Source organism: Ensifer oleiphilus (assembly GCF_013371465.1).
Lineage (GTDB): Bacteria > Pseudomonadota > Alphaproteobacteria > Rhizobiales > Rhizobiaceae > Ensifer > Ensifer oleiphilus.
This window is the reverse complement of sequence record NZ_JABWDU010000001.1, coordinates 820,059-837,727: the sequence shown is the minus strand read 5'-3', so window position 1 is coordinate 837,727 and position 17,669 is coordinate 820,059. Positions and strand designations below refer to the sequence as shown.

The window sequence follows — 17,669 nt, the reverse complement described above, 5'->3', positions numbered from 1 at the left end:
TTTCCCCTCAACCCAAGACGGCTCGCGCGGCAGCGAGGCTGTCGGCGCCGGTAACGACGAGATCCTTCAAGGCGGAGGTTTCCGCCAGCATGTTTTCGGCGGCGAACCGGCTGAGCGCGATGCGCTGCTCATCCTTGCCATCAGACGTTTTGGCGAGACCACCCTTGGCGAGGTAGGCACCGGTCAAGGCAAGGCCAAAAAGGCGCTGATAGGCAGTCGCGCCAGCCAATGCCTCGGAGAGCTTGCCGGCTGACACGGCCGCAAGCAGCCATTCCGTCGCATCGGAGAGATCGTCGAGCGCCACATCGAGGCGCGCTGCCGTCGCGCCGAAACCTTCGCGGTTGGAAGCGCGGACGGCGGAAGCGATCTCGCGCAGTTCAGCGATGAAGCCGCGCACATGCGCGCCGCCCGAAAGCGGCAGTTTGCGGGTGACGAGATCGATCGCCTGGATGCCGTTGGTACCCTCATAGATCGGGGCGATGCGGGCGTCGCGAAGATAACGGGCAGCACCGGTCTCCTCGATGAAGCCCATGCCGCCGTGAACCTGTATGCCGAGCGAGGCGACGTCAACGCCGGCATCGGTGGCGAACGACTTGGCGATCGGCGTCAAGAGGCTGGAGCGTTCCTGCCAGTACGTCGTCTTGTCGCCGTCAGCGTGGCCCATGTCCACCGCGTGGGCACAGGCATAGGCGATGGCGCGCGAGCCTTGGGTCAGAGCCTTCATGGTCAGCAGCATGCGGGCGACATCCGGGTGCTCGATGATCGGGCTCATGCCCTCGCCGGACCAGCCAGGCGCCTTGCCCTGAGTGCGTTCCTTGGCAAAGGCGATCGCCTTCTGCGTGGCGGCATCGGCAATCGCGACGCCCTGCATGCCGACCGCAAGCCGGGCGTTGTTCATCATCGTGAACATGCAGGCAAGGCCGCGGTTTTCCTCGCCGATCAGATAGCCGATCGCCCCCTTTTCAGCGCCGAACTTGCCGTCGCCGTAGATCATCGTGCAGGTCGGCGAACCATGAATGCCGAGTTTGTGCTCCAGCGAATGGCAGAACAGATCGTTGCGCTCGCCGAGCGAACCGTCGGTATTCACCAGGAACTTCGGCACGAGGAACAGCGAGATGCCCTTGGTGCCCGCAGGCGCATCCGGCAGCCGTGCAAGCACGAGATGAACGATGTTGTCGGTAAAGTCGTGTTCGCCCCAGGTGATGAAAATCTTCTGGCCGAAGATGCGATAGGTGCCGTCATCGCGGCGCTCGGCCCGGCTTTTGAGAACACCGAGATCGGAGCCGGCATGCGGCTCCGTCAGGTTCATGGTGCCGGTCCATTCGCCGGACACCATCTTCGGCAGATAGGTCCCCTTCAGGGCTTCGGAGCCGTGCTTCTCCAGCGCGTCTACGGCGCCCATGGTGAGCGTGGGCCCCAGCGCAAAAGCCATCGAGCCGGCGTTCCACATTTCCATCGCGGCGACATGGAGCATATGCGGCAGGTTCTGGCCGCCGAATTCTTCCGGCGCCGTCAAGCCGTTCCAGCCGCCGCCAATCCAGTTGTGATAGAGATCGCGCCAGCCATCCGGGGTCTGGACCTTGCCATCGACGAGGCGGGAACCCTGTCTGTCGCCGACGTCGCCGAGCGGCGCCACTTCCTCGGTCGCAAACCGTCCGGCTTCCGACAGGATCGCATCGACGAGATCTTCGCCAAGATCGCCAAGGGCGCCGCTTTCCAGCGCGCCGGCCATGCCGGCCACGTGCTTCAGCGTGAATGAAATCTCGTCAACGGGTGCCTTGTACATGATGATCCTCCCAGATACCGGGCGCTTTCGCAGCTGCCGGCGCATCTTCGTTTGGCCGAACACTATTGATTTTTACGTAAACGTCAACGTCAATTCAGCCCGCATGGCGATGGCTCCCGGCGCGGACGGCACCGTAACAAAACTGTCATCAACGGCGCATAGAAGCCAGTAACGATGGCCCTCGCCAAGGCGTTCACATGAACCTGATTTCTCCCGAAATACCCGGCCTCGTCTGGGCCTACCGCTTCCTGCCGGGCGAAAGCCGATGCCAACGCATCGCCAACGACGCCTCGATCGACGGCCTGCTCAAGGGCGACGGCTGGATCTGGCTGCACCTGGCGCTTTCGGACGCGCGCACGCCGGCGCTGATCGAGCGGATCGGGAACCTTCCGCCAGCCGCTGTGACGACGCTGACCAGCCACGACACCCAGGCGGCCATCACCGTTTCCGACGATATCGTGCATGGAACTCTCGTCGATTTCGAGCGCACCTTCGACGCGGTGACGAAGACGATCGGCTGGCTGCATTTCGCCGTCAACGACAGGGTGATCATCACCACCCGGCTGCACCCGCTGCGCAGCATCGACCGGGTGAAGGCGGCCGTCGAGAAGAGCACGAAATGCGCGCGGCCCATCGATCTCTTTGAAATGCTGGTGGTGGAATTCCAGCGCACGCTGATCTCGCTGGTGCTGGAACTCACCGAAGAGCTGAATGTCATCGAGGACCATGTCTACGGCGAGGCCGGCCACCGGCAGCAGCCGGGCCTGGCGCCGTTGCGTCGGACGGTCGTTCGCCTTCACCGACATCTGCGCACGATCCTCGCTCTGCTGCGCCGCGCCGGGGCGTCGGAGGAAGACGAGGTGCCGCCCGGCTTCATCGACGTCACCGAGCGCCTTTCGGATCGGCTGGAGTCTGTCGATCGCGACGTCTTCGCTCTGCAGGAGCGTGCGCGCCTGCTACACGAGGAGATCGACAGCAAAATTTCATCCGAAACCAACCGGCACCTCTACATTCTGTCGCTGATGACGGCCTTCCTGCTGCCGCCGACGCTGGTCACCGGCTTCTTTGGCATGAACACGGGCACGCTTCCCTTCGCCGACGGCAGCGGCACGCTCTATGCCGCGCTGTTCATCGCGCTTTCCATGGGCCTTGCCTGGTGGATCCTCCGGCGGATCGGCATTCTCTGATCTTGCCGCACGAGAAAGGCCGGACGATGCCCGGCCTCCGTCGATGTCTCTCTTTCCTGCCTGCTTAGCTGTAAGGCGAGTAGCACTGCCGGCGCGGCGCGCCATAGGGCTGGTAGGTGTTGTCGTAGGCACGATAAGAGCGATAGCGGTCGTAGCACCACTGCACGTGGCGGCTGCCATAGGCTGGAGCGGGACGCTCGTAGCGCGGCGGCTGGGCGATCGCGCCACCGATGATCACGCCTGTACCAAAGGCGGCCATGGGGTACCACCAGCCATTGTAGTAGCGATAGCCCGGCCGGCGATAGTTGTAGCCGCGATAGCCGTTGTAATAGTAGTAACCGCCGCGGCGTTCGTAGCCGGGTCGGCGATACTGAATCTCGGTTGCTTCGCTCTGCCGTTCGACACGCGGCGGAGCCGGCATGAAAGCCTGGGACGGTGCGGCCGAAGTCGCCAAGACTGCCGCAGCAAGCACTGCGGAGAACCACTTGCCTGTCATTTTTCTCACATAACCCTCCATAAGAGTACCGTGCGCCGCCTTGGATGCCAGCGCGCCACCATCACAACCGCCAGTTTTGCGCGATTTCATCTTTGTGTCGATACGGATCCCGCCGATGGGGCGATCGCAAGCAACGAAATCCTGCCACAACGCCTAAGTCACGGGTTTTGTTCCATGTTCCGATACAGGAAGTTGAGGCTCCTGCCGATGCGACGCCCATGGTGAACGCTGTTTTCAAGATTGTGACAGAGGCCCTGTCGAGGTGCGGAAACAGTGCCTCCCAGGGATGGCGACGACAACAGAAGCACTCCCTTATATACAGCCGCAAGTCTCTATACATTCGCCCCAGTCTCAAGCACAGTCGGCTCGGGGACTGGGATTTACGATCCATTAACTGTAGAGTCGGCAATCTCACTGAATGGCAAAGCGGCATATCTCCACGTTACGGATGATTCTGCGCCTCGCGACCCTTCTGGGTCTGGCTTTCGCGGCGGCAAACGCACGCGCCGGCGAGTTGGAGCCCTGGAAGACGAAATCGAACGCCATCATCGTCGATGCCTACGAGATGAACAGCATCGACTGGGAAGAAATGCTTGCCGACAAGCGCATCTCGGGCTTCATCGCCAAGGCTTCCGACGGCTTGCCGGAAAGCTTCTCCTGCACCGGCGATCATGGCGGCGACACGTTTGCCCATTGCAAGACGATGTGGCGCAAATACGCGGTCAGCCGCGAGCTATACCAGACACGGCGGATGATCGCCCGCGCCCATGGGCTGCTCTGGGGCGCCTACCATCTCGCCCGCCCCGGCAACCCGGTCGATCAGGCCAACCATTTCCTCGACTATGCGGAGCCGCGTGACGACGAGCTGATGGTGCTCGATCTCGAAGGCATCGACCCGGACAAATACATGTCGCTCGAAGACGCGGCGATCTTTGCCGGCCACATCAAGACACGCACGGGCCGCTACCCGATGCTCTACACCAACCACGTGACGGCGAAATACATCGCGGCCAACCGCTCCAAGCATCGGCTGCTGTCGCGGCTGCCACTCTGGTACGCGCGCTACAAGCCGGATATCCGCCAGGTCTTCCCGATGGGCAACTGGGACAGCTACGCGCTATGGCAGTTTTCTTCGGGGATCAATTGCGGCAAGCGACGCTGCCCCTATCGGGTGCCCGGCACGCTCGACGACATCGACGTCAACGTTGCTGCCATGTCGAGCGCCGCCTTGCGATCGATATGGGCGGGTGGTGTCCTGTTGCCGGAAAAACCGATGCCCCTCGTTCTCATAGCCAAGGCCTATGACGGGACCGGCGCATCCGTCGCTGCCCAGGCAAAGGCCGCAATCGAAAGCCAGCCTCTGCTCATCAGCCGCGCGGAAGCCGAAAGCGCTGCGGGCGAAGGCGTCGACATGATGGCGACCGGATCCATCGATTTCGGCCGGCACGATCGCGCGTTGCGGCTCGCAGCTGCCAGCCGCTGACGGCCCCGCCATAGGTCACGCGCCGTCGACGCCATTCAACACCGCATCACGCTTCGATCTGCACATCTCCCAACGGTCGCGAGCAGCAGGCAAGGATGTAGCCCTCGTCGATTTCGTCGTCGAGAATGCCGCCATTGTGGTTCATCTCGACCTCGCCTGCGACCTTCATCACCCGGCAGGTGCCGCAGATGCCGCCTTCGCAGGCCGCCCCGATCCTCACACCGTTGGCGCGCGCCGCCTGCAGGATCGTCTGGCCGGGCTTGGCCTCGATCTCCTTGCCGCTCATGGTGAAGACCACCTTGGCGCCCTGCGCGTCGCCGTCGCTTGCCGCCCCTGCCCTGACCGCAATCTCCTCAGCTGCCGGTGCTGCCGCCGGCTGGAAGCTTTCCTCGTGATAGCGGCTCATGTCGAAGCCGGCCGCCTTCAACAGTTCGCGCACGCCGCGCATGAACGGCTCGGGGCCACAGCAAAACACCGTGCGGTCCATGAAGTCGGGTGCCAGCAGCGGCAGCTTGGCGCCGTCGATGCGGCCACGCAGGCCGTGCCAGCCATGCCGGGCCTCATGCCCCTCGACCAGGAAGCCGAGGTTCAGCCCCGACATCTGGCGGGCCAGCACTTCAAGTTCCGAGCGGAACAGAAGATCGTCCGGCCGGCGGGCGCAGGAAATGAAGGTGACGTCGGTCTCCGGAATGCAGTCCGCCATCCACCGCGTCATCGACATCATCGGCGTGACGCCGGAGCCTGCAGAGATGAACAGGTATTTTTCACCGGGATGGCGCACGAAGCTGAAATCGCCGAGCGGGCCGAAGGCCTTCAGCCGCATGCCGGGCTTCAGGTGATCGAACATCCAGCGCGTGCCGATGCTGTCGGCCTGCGCCTTGACGGTGACGGCGATCGACAACGGCCGGGAAGGCGTCGATGACAGCGTGTAGGTGCGCATGACCGGCTCGTCGTCCGTGACCGGCAGTTCGAGCGTGACGAACTGACCGGGCAGGTAGCGAAACCAGGCCGGCTTCTCGGGCCGGAAGGTAAAGGTCATCACATCAGCGGTCTCGACGACCGCGGATATGCATTCGAGCGTGTTCTGCCTGTCGATCCAGACATGGAGCTCATCGAAGTGATGGAACGAGGATGCCATCTGCATGTCAGGCGACCCTAAAGAGCGGAGCAGCTTCGCCCTGCAGGCGCTGTTCCATGAACTTGCAGTACCATTCGACGAACTGCATCACGCCGCCTTCGTGATCGGGCGAATATGGCCCCGACTGGTAGGCCGGCGAGCGGATACCGAAAGCATTCTCTTCGACGATCTGGCGATCCTGATCGTTGGTCTCGGTCCAGACGTGCGTCAGTTCTTCCAGATTGTAGTCGACGCCCTCGACGGCATCCTTGTTGACCAGCCATTTGGTCGTCACCTGCGTCAGCTCGGGCCCGAGCGGCAGAACCCGGAAGGTGATGGCATGGTCGGCCAGCACATGGTTCCAGGTCGACGGATAATGGAACAGGAGCAGCGTGCCGATATGCTTCTGGCTGACGTCTGCCGATAGTTGCCGCCGCACGGCGCGGGCGCCGGACATGGTGTAGCTCTCGGCGTCGTCGATCAGCGGCATGCGCGCCGAGCGGAACTGGCCTGTCTCGGACATGCGGAACTCGCTCGGAAGCCCGGCCGCTTCGCATTTTGCCCAATGGGCGGCAATGACAGGATCATCCTTGGCGCCTTGAACGCCGGTCGCCGTCGGGGCTTCCGGATAGGTGCGGCAAAGCTCGGGATGGTTGGCGGCGCAATGGTAGCACTCGCGGTTGTTTTCCCAGACGAGCTTCCAGTTGCCCTTCTCTATGATGGTGCTTTCGAAGGCGACCTTGGTTTCGCCGAGGCGATGCGGCGCCAGATAGGGCGCGACCATGTCGCGGAACGGGGCGAAGTCCATCGGCTGTTCGGACAGGTTGATGAAGATGTAACCGCCGACCGTTTCGCAGTGGATCGGCTTCAGGCTGTGGGCGGCCTTGTCGAAATCCTCGCCCATCTGGCGGGCAAAGAGCAAGGTGCCGTCGAGCTCGTAGGTCCACTGGTGGTAGGGACAGACGAGCTTGGCCGATGAGCCCTTGTGCTGCGAGCAGACGCGAGAGCCGCGGTGACGGCAAGAATTGTGCAGCGCGCGGATCGTGCCCTGCCGGTCGCGGACTATGACGACGGGGTAATCGCCGACCTGGACGGTGAAATAGTTGCCGGCGCGCGGGACCTCGCAGTCGTGGCCGATGAACAGCCAGTCCTTGTACCAGATGCTTTCGAGATCCTGCCTGTAGTAGTCGGGGTCGATGTAGAAGGCCCGGTCGAGGCTGTAGCCGTCGCGTCGACCCTTCAGCTTGCGGAGCATATCGCCCTTGATGTCCATGTCCTGTCCTCGTTGGCCTTGTTTCGGAGAGGCAGGACTGGAACCCGCGCAGGCGCATTGCCTGTGCGATGACGGCTCCGATCCGGCTGCCCGCCGCAACCCGTTACGGTCTATTCGTGTCAAGGCTGGTTTCCGGGCTCAGGAGCTATCCGCAAGGACCAGCCCGGCGCCTTCCCGGACGGAACCGTCCAGTGGTTTTGTGCCGAGGCTTTCGCTCCACCACCGTTGCGGGGGCAGCGCCGGGATTTGACCGGCTTCCCAATTCTCCACCTTCCCTAAGAGGCGGCACCTTGAGTAGACATATCTAATCGCGGAAGCCGTCGTCGCAGCTGCCGATTAACGACATCCGGTTCCAGAAAGACGACACAGCGCATCGCGTGTCAGAAACACCACAAGTCCGGTCATTTTTCATTATAAACAATGAGATAGATCAAAGATTGGGCAGTTGTCGCTTTTTCCGGCAACGCCTGCTCGAAAGCGCGAAGCCTTCGCCATTTTGCGACATCTATCGCGTCCTCGGCCCATCGATCCTGCCGGGTGCAACGAAATCTTCCATTAACCATAATGCATTAGCGTCGCCTGACGGAGAAACCGACCGAACCGGCAAACAGCGCATTGAAGTCCATGGCAAAGCTCAAATACTACGACGCCGCAGCCGAGAAGCTGCCCACGATCGCTCCGAAGGCAGCGGTCCATACCGAATTCCTACGCACCGGCCGCATCGAGAGGCGGCAATGGTCGCAGCGCGAACGGCGCTATCTGAGCTACGACGAGGTTGCCCAGCGCACCGGCCACAAGCTGACGACCGCCGGCGAAACGACGCACAAGCGGATGAACGGCTTCCATACGTCCATCCAGTTTCCCAAGATGATCTTCCACCGCACGCTCGCCGGCCGGCCGCATCTGGGCTATTGCCATGTGACGGCGGCGAGAACACATCTCGCCCAGTCCAAGGACGTCACCTGGTCCTTCTACTTCGCCAACTTCTTCTGTGATCTCGGCGACGAAAAACACTTCTTCGAACGCATCCAGACCGGCTATTCCCGGATGTACTTCGCCGTCGCCATCGAACCCGATGCGCAAGAAGGACAAATGACGATCAATCGCAGCGTCAGCGACAACGGCTTGCTCTTCCGTACCGATGACCCGAAGGTCGCGCTCAAGAACGTGCTGATGCTCGGCGCACGCGACGAGGCGTTGCGGCGCATCATCCGCAGCCTCTGAACCACCGACGCGCCTCCCCTGAAGAAAATCGTTCTGTTTTTCCCGGCGCTCCTTTAAGGAAGCCTCGGAAAGGGAAGCGACATGGCCGAAATCATTGACACACGGACCGAGCCGGAACGCGCGATCGAGCGTGCCTGCGCTGTGCTTGCCGAAGGCGAGCCCGTCGCCATTCCCACCGAGACGGTCTACGGCCTGGCCGCCGATGCCACCAACCCGGATGCGATCAGCCGCATTTATGAGATGAAGGGGCGCCCTCGCTTCAACCCGCTGATATCGCACGTGTCGGACATGGCGATGGCTGAAGCCCATGTGACGTTCGATCCGTTGTCGCGACGCCTGGCCGAAGCCTTCTGGCCCGGCCCGCTGACGCTGATCCTGCCCCAGCGCCCGACAAGTTCCGTGCATGCGCTCGCATCGGCCGGTCTCGACACCCTGGGCATCCGCATGCCCGATGGCTTCTCCCGTCGGGTGATCGCCCGTTTCGGCCGGCCGCTCGCAGCCCCGAGCGCCAATACGTCAGGCAAGATCAGCCCGACGAGCGCTGCCCATGTCAACGCGGATCTCGGCCCACGCCTCAAGCTCATTCTCGACGCCGGCTCGGCGGAGATCGGGCTTGAATCGACAATCATCAAGGTCGAGGACGGGGCGTTGCGCCTGCTGCGCCCAGGCGGTCTCGACGTCCTCGCTATCGAAAATCTGACCGGCCTTTCCGTGTCGAGACCCGAAAGTGCCGGCGCGACAATCGAGGCTCCGGGCATGCTCGCCTCGCACTACGCGCCGGGCGCGGCTGTCCGGCTCGACGCCGGCGACGTGCGCCCGGGAGAAGCCCTGATCCGCTTCGGCAACGCGGCACTCCCCGGCGAAGAACATGCGGCAATCGTGCTCGATCTCAGCCCGGCGGGCAGCCTGCGCGAGGCGGCTGCCAATCTGTTCGACTACATGAAGAAAGCCGATGCCAGCGGCGCCGCGACCATTGCCTTCGGCCCCATCCCCCCCGAAGGTTTGGGTGAAGCGATCCTCGACCGGCTGCAGCGCGCGGCCGCCCCCAGAGACTGACCAAGATACTGAGCGCCAGCAGGCGCATTTGCGAAGGCAGGGCCATGACGACGACGCTCCCCTCTCCAGAACTGATCGCCTCCTTCATCAACATCGTCGGCAGCGCCAATGCGCTGACGAACCCGGCGGACCTTGCCCCCTACCTCGTCGAATCCCGCGGGCTCTACAAGGGTACCACGCCCATGGTGCTTCGCCCCGGCACCGTCGAGGAGGTGTCGCGCATCATGAAGCTTGCCAGCGCGACGCGCACGGCAATCGTTCCTCAGGGCGGCAATACCGGTCACGTGGCGGGGCAGATCCCGCGCGAAGGCAAGGCCGACATCGTCCTGTCACTGCAGAGACTGAACCGGATCCGCGACATCGACCCCGTCGGCAACGTCATCGTTGCCGACGCCGGCTGTATCCTCGCCGATATCCAGAAGGCAGCCGACGACAACGACCGGCTGTTTCCGCTGTCGCTGGGGTCTGAAGGGTCGGCCCGCATCGGCGGCAACCTCTCGACCAACGCCGGCGGCACGGCGGTGCTTGCCTACGGCAACATGCGCCAGCTTTGCCTCGGCCTTGAGGTGGTGCTGCCGACCGGCGAGATCTGGGACGGGCTGCGGCGGCTGAAGAAAGACAACACCGGTTACGACCTGCGCGATCTGTTCATCGGCGCGGAAGGCACGCTCGGCGTAATCACCGGTGCCGTCCTCAGGATGTTTCCGAAGCCGCTTGGCCACCAGGTCGCCTTTGCCGGCGTCGGCAGCGTCGAGCATGCGTTGGCCCTCTTCGATAGGGCATCAAGCCTCTGCGGGGCGGCGCTCACCGGCTTCGAACTGATGCCACGGCTCGGCGTCGAGTTCACTGCCAAGCATATCCCTGGCGTGCGCGATCCGATGGACACCGTTCACCCCTGGTACGCGCTCATCGACATTTCCACCTCCGACACCGCCGAAAGCGCCGAGCGCATGGTGCACGACCTGCTTGAGCAGGGGATCGTCGGCGGCCTCGTCGAAAACGCGGTGATTGCTGCGAGTGAAGACCAGCGCAAGGCCCTTGGGCACATGCGCGAAAGCATGTCGCCGGCACAGAAGCCGGAAGGCGGCTCGATCAAGCACGACGTTTCCGTTCCCGTTTCAAGCATTCCCGCCTTTATGAAAGAGGCCGACGTGGCCGTCATGCGGGCGATGCCGGGAGCGCGCATCTGCTCCTTCGGCCATATGGGCGACGGCAACATTCACTACAACATCTCGCAGCCCGTCGGCGCCGACAAACAGGCCTTTCTCGATCGCTGGCGGGAAATGAACGCGATCGTTCATGGCATCGTCGCGAAATACAACGGCTCGATCTCGGCCGAACACGGCATCGGGCAATTGAAACGCGACGAACTCGTCGAGGTTCGCTCCCCGATAGAGATCGAGCTGATGCGCCGCATCAAGCACGCCTTCGATCCCGCAGGCATCATGAACCCCGACAAGGTGTTGCGGGCGGACTGACGGCGCAGGGCCTACCGCCCGCCGGACCTCAGCTGCGCGAGTGAAAACAACGCATCGGCGCTGATGCCGCCGCCGCTGCCGCCCGTCAGGATGGCGAGCCCGGGAGAGACGTCGGTATTGTTTTCGACGTCGTACAACGCGGTGAAGCGCTGGAGCAGCTTTTCAAGCTTGTCCGGATCCTGGAGATCCTTGATATCCATCGTGCGTTCGATGTAGGCGGCCTGCATCTCGATCTTGGCGCTCGCCATGCCTTCGGGCATGCTGTAGGCGGTGCGGATCACCTGCATCAGGGCGTTGTCGGCGAGCAGATCGTAGGGCGTCGTGATTTCCGACGCCTTGCGCTTGAAATAGAGCGCCAGACGAACACCTGCATTGTCCGCGCCTTCGTTCTCCTCGAGCGTCTGGTTGAGGTAGAGATCGATGGTGGTGATCAGACCGCGCCGTGTCTGTATCTGCCCGGCCTCGCCACTGACGATCTTTCCGTCCTTGTCGAAATTGAAGGCGGACACGATCTCGCGATACTTCAAGCCGTTCGGATCGGTGTTGATAAAGCTCTTGCGATCGTCGAGGTCGGACGCGAACATCTGCTTGAGGTAGTCGGTCTTGACGCCCTCAGGATCGATGCCGGCGCCAATGAGCACGATATCGACGAGACGCTTGTCCTTCAGAAAATCGTCGAGCGTCTCGACCTTCTGGATCTGCGTCGTATAGTACTTGCTTTCCTCTTCAGCCTTCGTCTTGGCGGTTTTCTTTTCTTCCTCCGTGCCAAAACGCGACTTCTCGACGATGTAGGCCTTGGCCATATTGACGATATCGGCCTCGTTCTGCGCCAGCTTCGGCGCGCCGAGCGTGCCATCGGGGTTGAAATTGAACGCCTTCACCAGCTTGGTGTAACGCTCGTCCCGCAGGGAATTGGCGTAGCTTGCCGGATTGTTGAGATCGCTCGTCAGAATCTGCTTGAGCCTGCGCGGCGTCAGATCCTCTTTTTCAAGACCAAACGCGCTCAACACGAACGACCGCAATTCGCTGTTGCCAATGAGATCATCGACCGTTTTCAGCGTCTTGATCTGCAGTTTGTACCGGCCGATCTTGGACTCGTCGTCTTCATCGTCGGCGTCGTTGTAATGGACCATGTAGCCGTCGGTGGTCGTCTTGGTCTGCGCCGCCGTCTGTGGCTTGGTGTCGGCCGGCAACGTGCCGTCGGGTTTGAAATTGAACGCGGCAAGCAGAGCCTTGTAGGCCTTGTTGTATTCACCACCGAACTTGTTCACGTAGCTGTTCGGATCGTTGATGTCGCTGGTGAGAATGTTCTCGATCGTCGCGCCGACGGCTGTCGGAGGCAGCCCGAAGGCCGTTCGGACATAGTTGAGCATGCGCGTGTCAGCCACGAGTTCGGCCACCGTGGTGATCGAACCGATCTTCTGTTCGAAGTAATCCCTGTTGAGCACGGCGCCCGACGGCGTCAGGCGCGGGCTGCTGAAGATATAGGCCTCATTCAGCATCTTCTTCTTTTCGTCGGTGATCGCCTTGCCGCCCGCCGGCACACTGCCATCGGGCTCGAAGTTGAATGCGGCGTTCAATTGGCGATACGAGTCGAGCATGCTGATCTGGCGCGTCAACAGGCTCACTTCGGTTGAAAGCTGCGAAGCCAACGCATTCGACTGATCGCCGCGTGGCGGCAGTTTGGTGTCGAGATCGGCGACAATGGCGTTCTTTGCGTCGATCTGCGCCTGGATCGCCGGCTTGTCAGCCTCCGCGGCAGCGGCAAGTTGTGCCGTCAGCGTGGTGATGTCTTTTACGGCTGTCTCACGCGTTTCAAGGTCGGTCAGCGTCTTTTCGGCGTCAGTACGCCGGGTCTGCGCCGCGGTCTGGGAGTTGGCGAGATCGGCCGGCTCGCTGGTCAGTGCGTACCGCACCTGGTCGTAGGAATAGTTGCGCTTGTCGATGTTGAAGATTCCGAAAGCGTAGGAACGCAAACGTTCATTTCCAAGAAATTGATCGACGTTGGTGACAAGGTCCATCGCCGCATTGAAGTAGGCGTTGTCTCCTTTGAGAACAGTGTCGAGATTGGAGACACGTTCGTTGTAGAGACCGATCAACGCGTCCTGCTGCGCCGTCGTCTGTGCGGTGGCCGACGATGTGCTGAAGTTGAACGCCTCGGCAAAGTTGCGGTAGCGCTCATCAGTCAGGCGGTTGGCAAAGCTGTCCTTATCCTTGAGATCGCTTTCGAGCACCTGGCGCATGAAGGCCTTGGCATAGGCCATATCCTCAAGCCCATGCGCCTTCATCGCATAGGCATAGAGGCGATAGTCGTCGAGGAACGCATCGACGGTTTTCACGCTGCCTATATTTTCCTTGTAGTACTGGGCCTCGCGCGCGACCAGCGGCTGATCGGCCACGCGATTGAGACTGGTCCTCAAATCGCTCGTGATCCGGCTGTAGTTGAGATAGGTCGAAACCATGCCTGCTGCCCCGTCGCTTAACTCAAGGGGCAGGTCACACCGTCCCCCGAAACAGAATTCTGACACGGCATGATTGCACGACAGGCTTGTGTGTGGCTTTTCGCCGGCGCTCCGCGACGATGCGACAAATGCCGATGACCCTGTTGACGAAACAGAAACCTTGGCCGGTCGGCTTTTGCTAACCATCGAAAAACGCAAAGTTTTCTTAACCGCGATTTTTAAGTCGGTCGGAAGGGGGGCCGCCTATTCTGCGGCCCATAGAGGACGAAAAGTCCCGAAGAGAAGACCGGAAATCGGCTCTCAAGGAAAAACAAGGGCGATTGAAATGCGCAATACACTCTCTCAACCCGCATGGGTCGAAAATACGCTCCGGCTCGATCCGAAGCGTTTTCCTCAGCAGGCAAGCTACGTCCTGCGTGGCCACACAGGCAATGTTACGATCAGCCTGGACGAGCGTGGCGCGGTTCTGCGCAAGGTGCTACCATCAAGCGGCCTGCCGCTTTCGATCGCACTGCCGGCGCGGGCATTCAAAGGGGTCGCGGCACGCGCGATCGACCACGGCGACGGAGACGTTACAGTGACGCTTGAACTTCATCATGACGATCCGGACCTTTGCGTTCCGCTGCTCGTCGCACATGATCTTTCCGACATAGCTGCCGATTGGCGCGCCTGGGCCGAAGCCTATCGCATCCCGATGCTGATGGTCGAAGCCGATGGTGTTGCCCGCGCTTTGGAAGAGCATCTCGGCGAAGTGCGCACCGCGCCGATCAAGCCGCGACGCCGCCATTCCTTCTTCGCCGACCGCCGGCCACGGTTCTTGGTACGTCGCTCCACCGGCCGGCTTGGCGTTGCCATGAAGATCGACGGGCGAGAAATCATCGCCCGCAGCTAAGTGTTTCCGAATTCCTCCAGTGCAAAAACCGGTCGTTCCCTGCGGCCGGTTTTTGTTTGCGGCCTAGGCCAAATTGCCATCGTAAAAACCGGGATGTTCCTTCGGAAACAGCCGCTTCGCCTTCTTCGTGCCATATCGGGCCCATAGCCAAGGTCAGGACGAAGGAGATACCCGATGCGCAAACATATCGCCGCCACTATTGCCGCAGTCGCCGCCATTTTCCGCGCGCGTGCCAAGGCGAAGAAGCGCAAGGCCGTGACGGAAGTCAGCTGGGCTTAATTCCTTCCCAGCCTTGCCGACGCATCGGCAAAGACTAAAAGCGTGCCTCAAGCAGATTGCATAGCCTGCCCGATCCTCCGCCAAGACGGAGGATTTTTCATATCGCGCGAACGAGCAGAGCCGCGACGAGCCCGGCGAAGATGATCAGCCCCACGACACCGTTGAACTTGAACAAGGCCAGGCATTGCGCCGGGTCGTGAATGTTCAGCACCAGGATCTGATAGATCAGCAGCACGGCAGCGACAAGCAAACCGAGATAGGCAAACAGCCCCGCGCCAGCCGCGAGGAACGACAGCAGCATCAGCACGATGGCAAGCCCGTAGAGCCCGATCAGCCAGGGACGTGGGTTGTCGCCGAAGCGGCGAGCGGTCGACCGCACGCCGATCAGTTCGTCATCTTCCCTGTCCTGATAGGCATAGATCGTGTCGTAACCGATCGTCCAGGCGATCGCCGCGCCATAGAGCAGCACCGGCGCCAGCGAAAGCGTTCCGAACTCCGCCGTCCAGCCCATGATCGCACCCCAGGAAAATGCAAGGCCGAGGAAGAACTGCGGCCAGTCGGTAAAGCGCTTGGCAAAGGGATAGATGGCGACAAGTCCGAGCGACAGAATGCCGAGCGAAATGCTGAAGGCATTGAACTGCAGCAGGATCACCAGCCCTACGAGCGCCTGCAGCACCATGAAGGCCTTTGCCTGAAAGCGGGAGACACGTCCCGACGGCAATGGCCGCGAACGTGTACGCGCCACTTCCATGTCGATGTCGTGGTCGATGATATCATTGAAGGTGCAGCCAGCACCGCGCATGGCGATGGCGCCAGCGATGAAGAGGAAGCAGTGAAAGGCGAACCGACCGGCCGAGAACTGCCCGGTTGCGGCCGCTGCGCCCGAGGCCAGGGCGACCGACCACAGGCATGGCCACATCAGCAATTGCCAGCCGATCGGGCGGTCCCAGCGAGCAAGTTGCGCATAGGGCCAGAGCGCGCGCGGCAGCGCGCGATAGACCCAGTTGTTCGACGGAGCGTCGTGGACGCGCCCGGAATCGGCGGAGGACGTGTTCATGCCCCTGTTTGACGCCACGCGCCGGGACGGTCAAGCGGTTCGATGCCGCACCGTCCCGAGGCGGAGTGGCGTCGGTCAGTGAAGCGTGAAGTCGAAGCGGTAGGTTGCCGACAGGCCGACGAGGAACTGGTTGCGGCTACCGCGTTCGCGCACGAGGCTGGAATCGGCGGCCGAGCCCATCAGGCGGCGATATTCCGCATAGGCGCCGGTTTCGAGTTTCTCGGTTGCCTGCCAGTTGATCGCGGCACCGACACCGGCGGAATGAATGCCGCCGTGCGGATTATAGGGGCTAAGGCCTGACGCGGCCGATTCGGCATCGTTCACACCGTAATAGGCGCTGAAATAATCGCTGGTGGCAGCCGTCATCCGCGGACCGGCAGAAATGCGCACATTGCTGCTGATGTCGGTAAAGGCGTCGGCGGCGATATCGGCGACAATGCCGTGATGGCTGCGAATGCCCTGGCGGACCTCCGCGCGCACGCGCATCCAATCGGTCGGATACACTTCGGCGAAGCCGCCAAGCTCCCCGCCGAACTTGACCGGAGCCAACCCGTTAAGATCGCTGGATGTGCCTGAATCGCGTTCGAAGATCAGCTTGCCTGCGACACCGGCGCGGAACCCGCCCTGATCGAGCAGCGCGTAGGACATGTTGTCGTTGCGCGAGGAGAAGCGAACGGTGCTGCCGGCCTTGCCGAGCGATACCAGCGGTGCGGCCTGGAACATGCGCTTGGAGGCGCCTTCATACTTCGGGCCGAGAAAGCCGGTTGCACCGACCTTCAAGTACCAGTCGCCGGACCAGAAATACTGGCCGTCACCTGCCGAGGCGGTGCCTGCGGACAACAAAAGGGTTCCAGAAAGGAGGAGAAGAGAACGGATACGCAAGGAACAACTCCGGAAGAATCATTCGCCGGGGCGAAGTTTGAACCGTGCCCCATGCGCGCGACAATGGCGCAATCTGAATGGGCACAGGGCGACTTATTGCCCCTTGTTCCTACGATTCCGTTAACCAGGTCAATTCAGCTCCCGTTTCCCATCACGGCCGCAGCTATCGCCCCTGATACATTTTCAGGTAGTGGCTGGGGGCACTTCCGAGCATGCGCCGAAACATTGTCGTGAAGGCCGCGACGTTCTCGTAGCCGGCATCGAGCGCGACGTTGGTGATCGGTTCGCCGTCCGCCAGCCGCGGCAACGATGCGAAAATGCAGGCCTGCTGGCGCCAGGTGACGAAGCTGACGCCTGTCTCGTTGCGGAACATCCGCGTGAATGTCCGCCGGCTCAAACCCAGCCGATCGGCCCATTGGTCGATGTTCGCGGTCGCCGATGGCGCCTCCAGGAACTGCCGGCACAAAAGTGCCAGCTTCTGCTCGCGCGGAAAAGGCAGGCCCAGCGGCCGTTCATGCAGAAGGGCGATCTCTTCCAGCAGAAGATCCATGATCAGCTGTTCCCGCCGCTCGGACATGGTCTCGCTCTCGACGCTGACCAAGGCATCGACCAGCGTTCCCGCAAGCGGCGTGATCTCCATGACCATCGGCCGCTCGGCACGCAGCAACGACGGAGTGAAATAGATCGAGTGCATGCGCACATCGCTGATCATCTCGGTCGAATGCTCAACCCCGGCCGGGATCAAAAGCGCGTGTCCCGGTGGAACGAGCCAGCGGCCGTGTGCCGTGCGCACAAGCACAACCCCCTGCCGCGCCCACCACAATTGCGTGCGGGTGTGGCTGTGCAGCGGAACGGTCAGCCCCGCTCCATAATCGCGGCCAAGGGCGAGGACGGCAGAGTTTCCGGCCTCGATCCAGTCCAGGTTTCTGAAATGGTCGACGTCGGGCAGTTCGGGCAAGTTTACTCGATGGATCGGCATTGGCCCACTCGCGAAAGA

The 17,669-nt window shown here is 61.9% G+C and carries 14 protein-coding genes and 1 riboswitch; of the genes, 6 read left to right on the top strand and 8 right to left on the bottom strand.

Translation table 11 applies throughout. The features are described from left to right. Positions 1 to 7: 7 nt before the first annotated feature. Entirely contained in the window at positions 8 to 1,786 is a 1,779-nt protein-coding gene (locus HT585_RS03985) for an acyl-CoA dehydrogenase family protein (protein WP_176351702.1), read from the bottom strand. A gap of 197 nt (positions 1,787 to 1,983) precedes the next feature. On the opposite strand from HT585_RS03985, the gene HT585_RS03980 reads away from it, so the two are divergent. Beyond that, the gene (locus HT585_RS03980) at positions 1,984 to 2,973 is read left to right on the top strand and encodes a transporter (RefSeq protein ID WP_176351701.1); all 990 of its coding nucleotides are present in this window, start codon (positions 1,984 to 1,986) and stop codon (positions 2,971 to 2,973) included. A gap of 64 nt (positions 2,974 to 3,037) precedes the next feature. On the opposite strand, the gene HT585_RS03975 is transcribed toward HT585_RS03980, so the two are convergent. After that, positions 3,038 to 3,469: a BA14K family protein gene (locus HT585_RS03975; RefSeq protein WP_176352174.1), complete on the bottom strand. Its 432-nt coding sequence runs from the start codon at positions 3,467 to 3,469 to the stop codon at positions 3,038 to 3,040. Positions 3,470 to 3,887: 418 nt separating this feature from the next. Between HT585_RS03975 and HT585_RS03970 the strand changes: the two genes are divergently transcribed. Then, entirely contained in the window at positions 3,888 to 4,952 is a 1,065-nt protein-coding gene (locus tag HT585_RS03970) for a glycoside hydrolase family 25 protein (RefSeq protein WP_176351700.1), read from the top strand. A 46-nt stretch (positions 4,953 to 4,998) separates the two neighbouring features. Here the strand turns inward: HT585_RS03970 and HT585_RS03965 are convergent, their stop codons facing one another. Both HT585_RS03965 and HT585_RS03960 read right to left on the bottom strand, forming a co-directional pair. Continuing rightward, a complete protein-coding gene (locus HT585_RS03965; protein ID WP_176351699.1) occupies positions 4,999 to 6,096 on the bottom strand; it encodes an FAD-binding oxidoreductase in 1,098 nt (365 codons plus the stop codon). A 1-nt stretch (position 6,097) separates the two neighbouring features. Next, positions 6,098 to 7,342 carry an aromatic ring-hydroxylating oxygenase subunit alpha gene (locus HT585_RS03960; protein ID WP_176351698.1) on the bottom strand — a complete coding sequence of 415 codons (1,245 nt, stop codon included), beginning with the start codon at positions 7,340 to 7,342 and terminating at the stop codon, positions 6,098 to 6,100. 106 nt (positions 7,343 to 7,448) lie between these two features. Beyond that, positions 7,449 to 7,650: riboswitch (cobalamin riboswitch) on the bottom strand. A 316-nt stretch (positions 7,651 to 7,966) separates the two neighbouring features. Here HT585_RS03960 and HT585_RS03955 point away from each other — a divergent pair. The 3 genes from HT585_RS03955 to HT585_RS03945 all read left to right on the top strand — a co-directional run bounded on the left by HT585_RS03955 (position 7,967) and on the right by HT585_RS03945 (position 11,100). After that, on the top strand, positions 7,967 to 8,566 hold the full coding sequence (locus HT585_RS03955) for a DUF6656 family protein (protein ID WP_176351697.1): 600 nt from the start codon (positions 7,967 to 7,969) through the stop codon (positions 8,564 to 8,566). An 81-nt stretch (positions 8,567 to 8,647) separates the two neighbouring features. Further along, positions 8,648 to 9,622 (top strand): L-threonylcarbamoyladenylate synthase, encoded by a 975-nt coding sequence (locus HT585_RS03950; protein WP_176351696.1) that lies wholly within the window; start codon positions 8,648 to 8,650, stop codon positions 9,620 to 9,622. Positions 9,623 to 9,666: 44 nt separating this feature from the next. Next, positions 9,667 to 11,100 carry an FAD-binding oxidoreductase gene (locus HT585_RS03945; protein WP_176351695.1) on the top strand — a complete coding sequence of 478 codons (1,434 nt, stop codon included), beginning with the start codon at positions 9,667 to 9,669 and terminating at the stop codon, positions 11,098 to 11,100. An 11-nt stretch (positions 11,101 to 11,111) separates the two neighbouring features. Here the strand turns inward: HT585_RS03945 and HT585_RS03940 are convergent, their stop codons facing one another. Then, a complete protein-coding gene (locus tag HT585_RS03940) occupies positions 11,112 to 13,562 on the bottom strand; it encodes a DUF1217 domain-containing protein (RefSeq protein ID WP_176351694.1) in 2,451 nt (816 codons plus the stop codon). Between the two features lie 325 nt (positions 13,563 to 13,887). On the opposite strand from HT585_RS03940, the gene HT585_RS03935 reads away from it, so the two are divergent. Continuing rightward, positions 13,888 to 14,454: a DUF6101 family protein gene (locus HT585_RS03935; protein ID WP_176351693.1), complete on the top strand. Its 567-nt coding sequence runs from the start codon at positions 13,888 to 13,890 to the stop codon at positions 14,452 to 14,454. Positions 14,455 to 14,830: 376 nt separating this feature from the next. Here HT585_RS03935 and ubiA read toward each other — a convergent pair whose 3' ends face one another. The 3 genes from ubiA to HT585_RS03920 all read right to left on the bottom strand — a co-directional run bounded on the left by ubiA (position 14,831) and on the right by HT585_RS03920 (position 17,651). Then, positions 14,831 to 15,790, bottom strand: coding sequence for a 4-hydroxybenzoate octaprenyltransferase (gene ubiA, locus HT585_RS03930; RefSeq protein WP_176351692.1), 960 nt, complete (start codon positions 15,788 to 15,790; stop codon positions 14,831 to 14,833). A gap of 75 nt (positions 15,791 to 15,865) precedes the next feature. Further along, a complete protein-coding gene (locus HT585_RS03925) occupies positions 15,866 to 16,672 on the bottom strand; it encodes a MipA/OmpV family protein (protein WP_176351691.1) in 807 nt (268 codons plus the stop codon). A 163-nt stretch (positions 16,673 to 16,835) separates the two neighbouring features. Then, on the bottom strand, positions 16,836 to 17,651 hold the full coding sequence (locus tag HT585_RS03920; RefSeq protein WP_176351690.1) for an AraC family transcriptional regulator: 816 nt from the start codon (positions 17,649 to 17,651) through the stop codon (positions 16,836 to 16,838). Positions 17,652 to 17,669: the final 18 nt, after the last annotated feature.

Coding starts and splice junctions, on each gene's coding strand:
- HT585_RS03985 (WP_176351702.1), bottom strand. CDS start 1,786: ATGTACAAGGCACCCGTTGACGAGATTTCATTCACGCTGAAGCACGTG.
- HT585_RS03980 (WP_176351701.1), top strand. CDS start 1,984: ATGAACCTGATTTCTCCCGAAATACCCGGCCTCGTCTGGGCCTACCGC.
- HT585_RS03975 (WP_176352174.1), bottom strand. CDS start 3,469: ATGACAGGCAAGTGGTTCTCCGCAGTGCTTGCTGCGGCAGTCTTGGCG.
- HT585_RS03970 (WP_176351700.1), top strand. CDS start 3,888: ATGGCAAAGCGGCATATCTCCACGTTACGGATGATTCTGCGCCTCGCG.
- HT585_RS03965 (WP_176351699.1), bottom strand. CDS start 6,096: ATGCAGATGGCATCCTCGTTCCATCACTTCGATGAGCTCCATGTCTGG.
- HT585_RS03960 (WP_176351698.1), bottom strand. CDS start 7,342: ATGGACATCAAGGGCGATATGCTCCGCAAGCTGAAGGGTCGACGCGAC.
- HT585_RS03955 (WP_176351697.1), top strand. CDS start 7,967: ATGGCAAAGCTCAAATACTACGACGCCGCAGCCGAGAAGCTGCCCACG.
- HT585_RS03950 (WP_176351696.1), top strand. CDS start 8,648: ATGGCCGAAATCATTGACACACGGACCGAGCCGGAACGCGCGATCGAG.
- HT585_RS03945 (WP_176351695.1), top strand. CDS start 9,667: ATGACGACGACGCTCCCCTCTCCAGAACTGATCGCCTCCTTCATCAAC.
- HT585_RS03940 (WP_176351694.1), bottom strand. CDS start 13,562: ATGGTTTCGACCTATCTCAACTACAGCCGGATCACGAGCGATTTGAGG.
- HT585_RS03935 (WP_176351693.1), top strand. CDS start 13,888: ATGCGCAATACACTCTCTCAACCCGCATGGGTCGAAAATACGCTCCGG.
- ubiA (WP_176351692.1), bottom strand. CDS start 15,790: ATGAACACGTCCTCCGCCGATTCCGGGCGCGTCCACGACGCTCCGTCG.
- HT585_RS03920 (WP_176351690.1), bottom strand. CDS start 17,651: ATGCCGATCCATCGAGTAAACTTGCCCGAACTGCCCGACGTCGACCAT.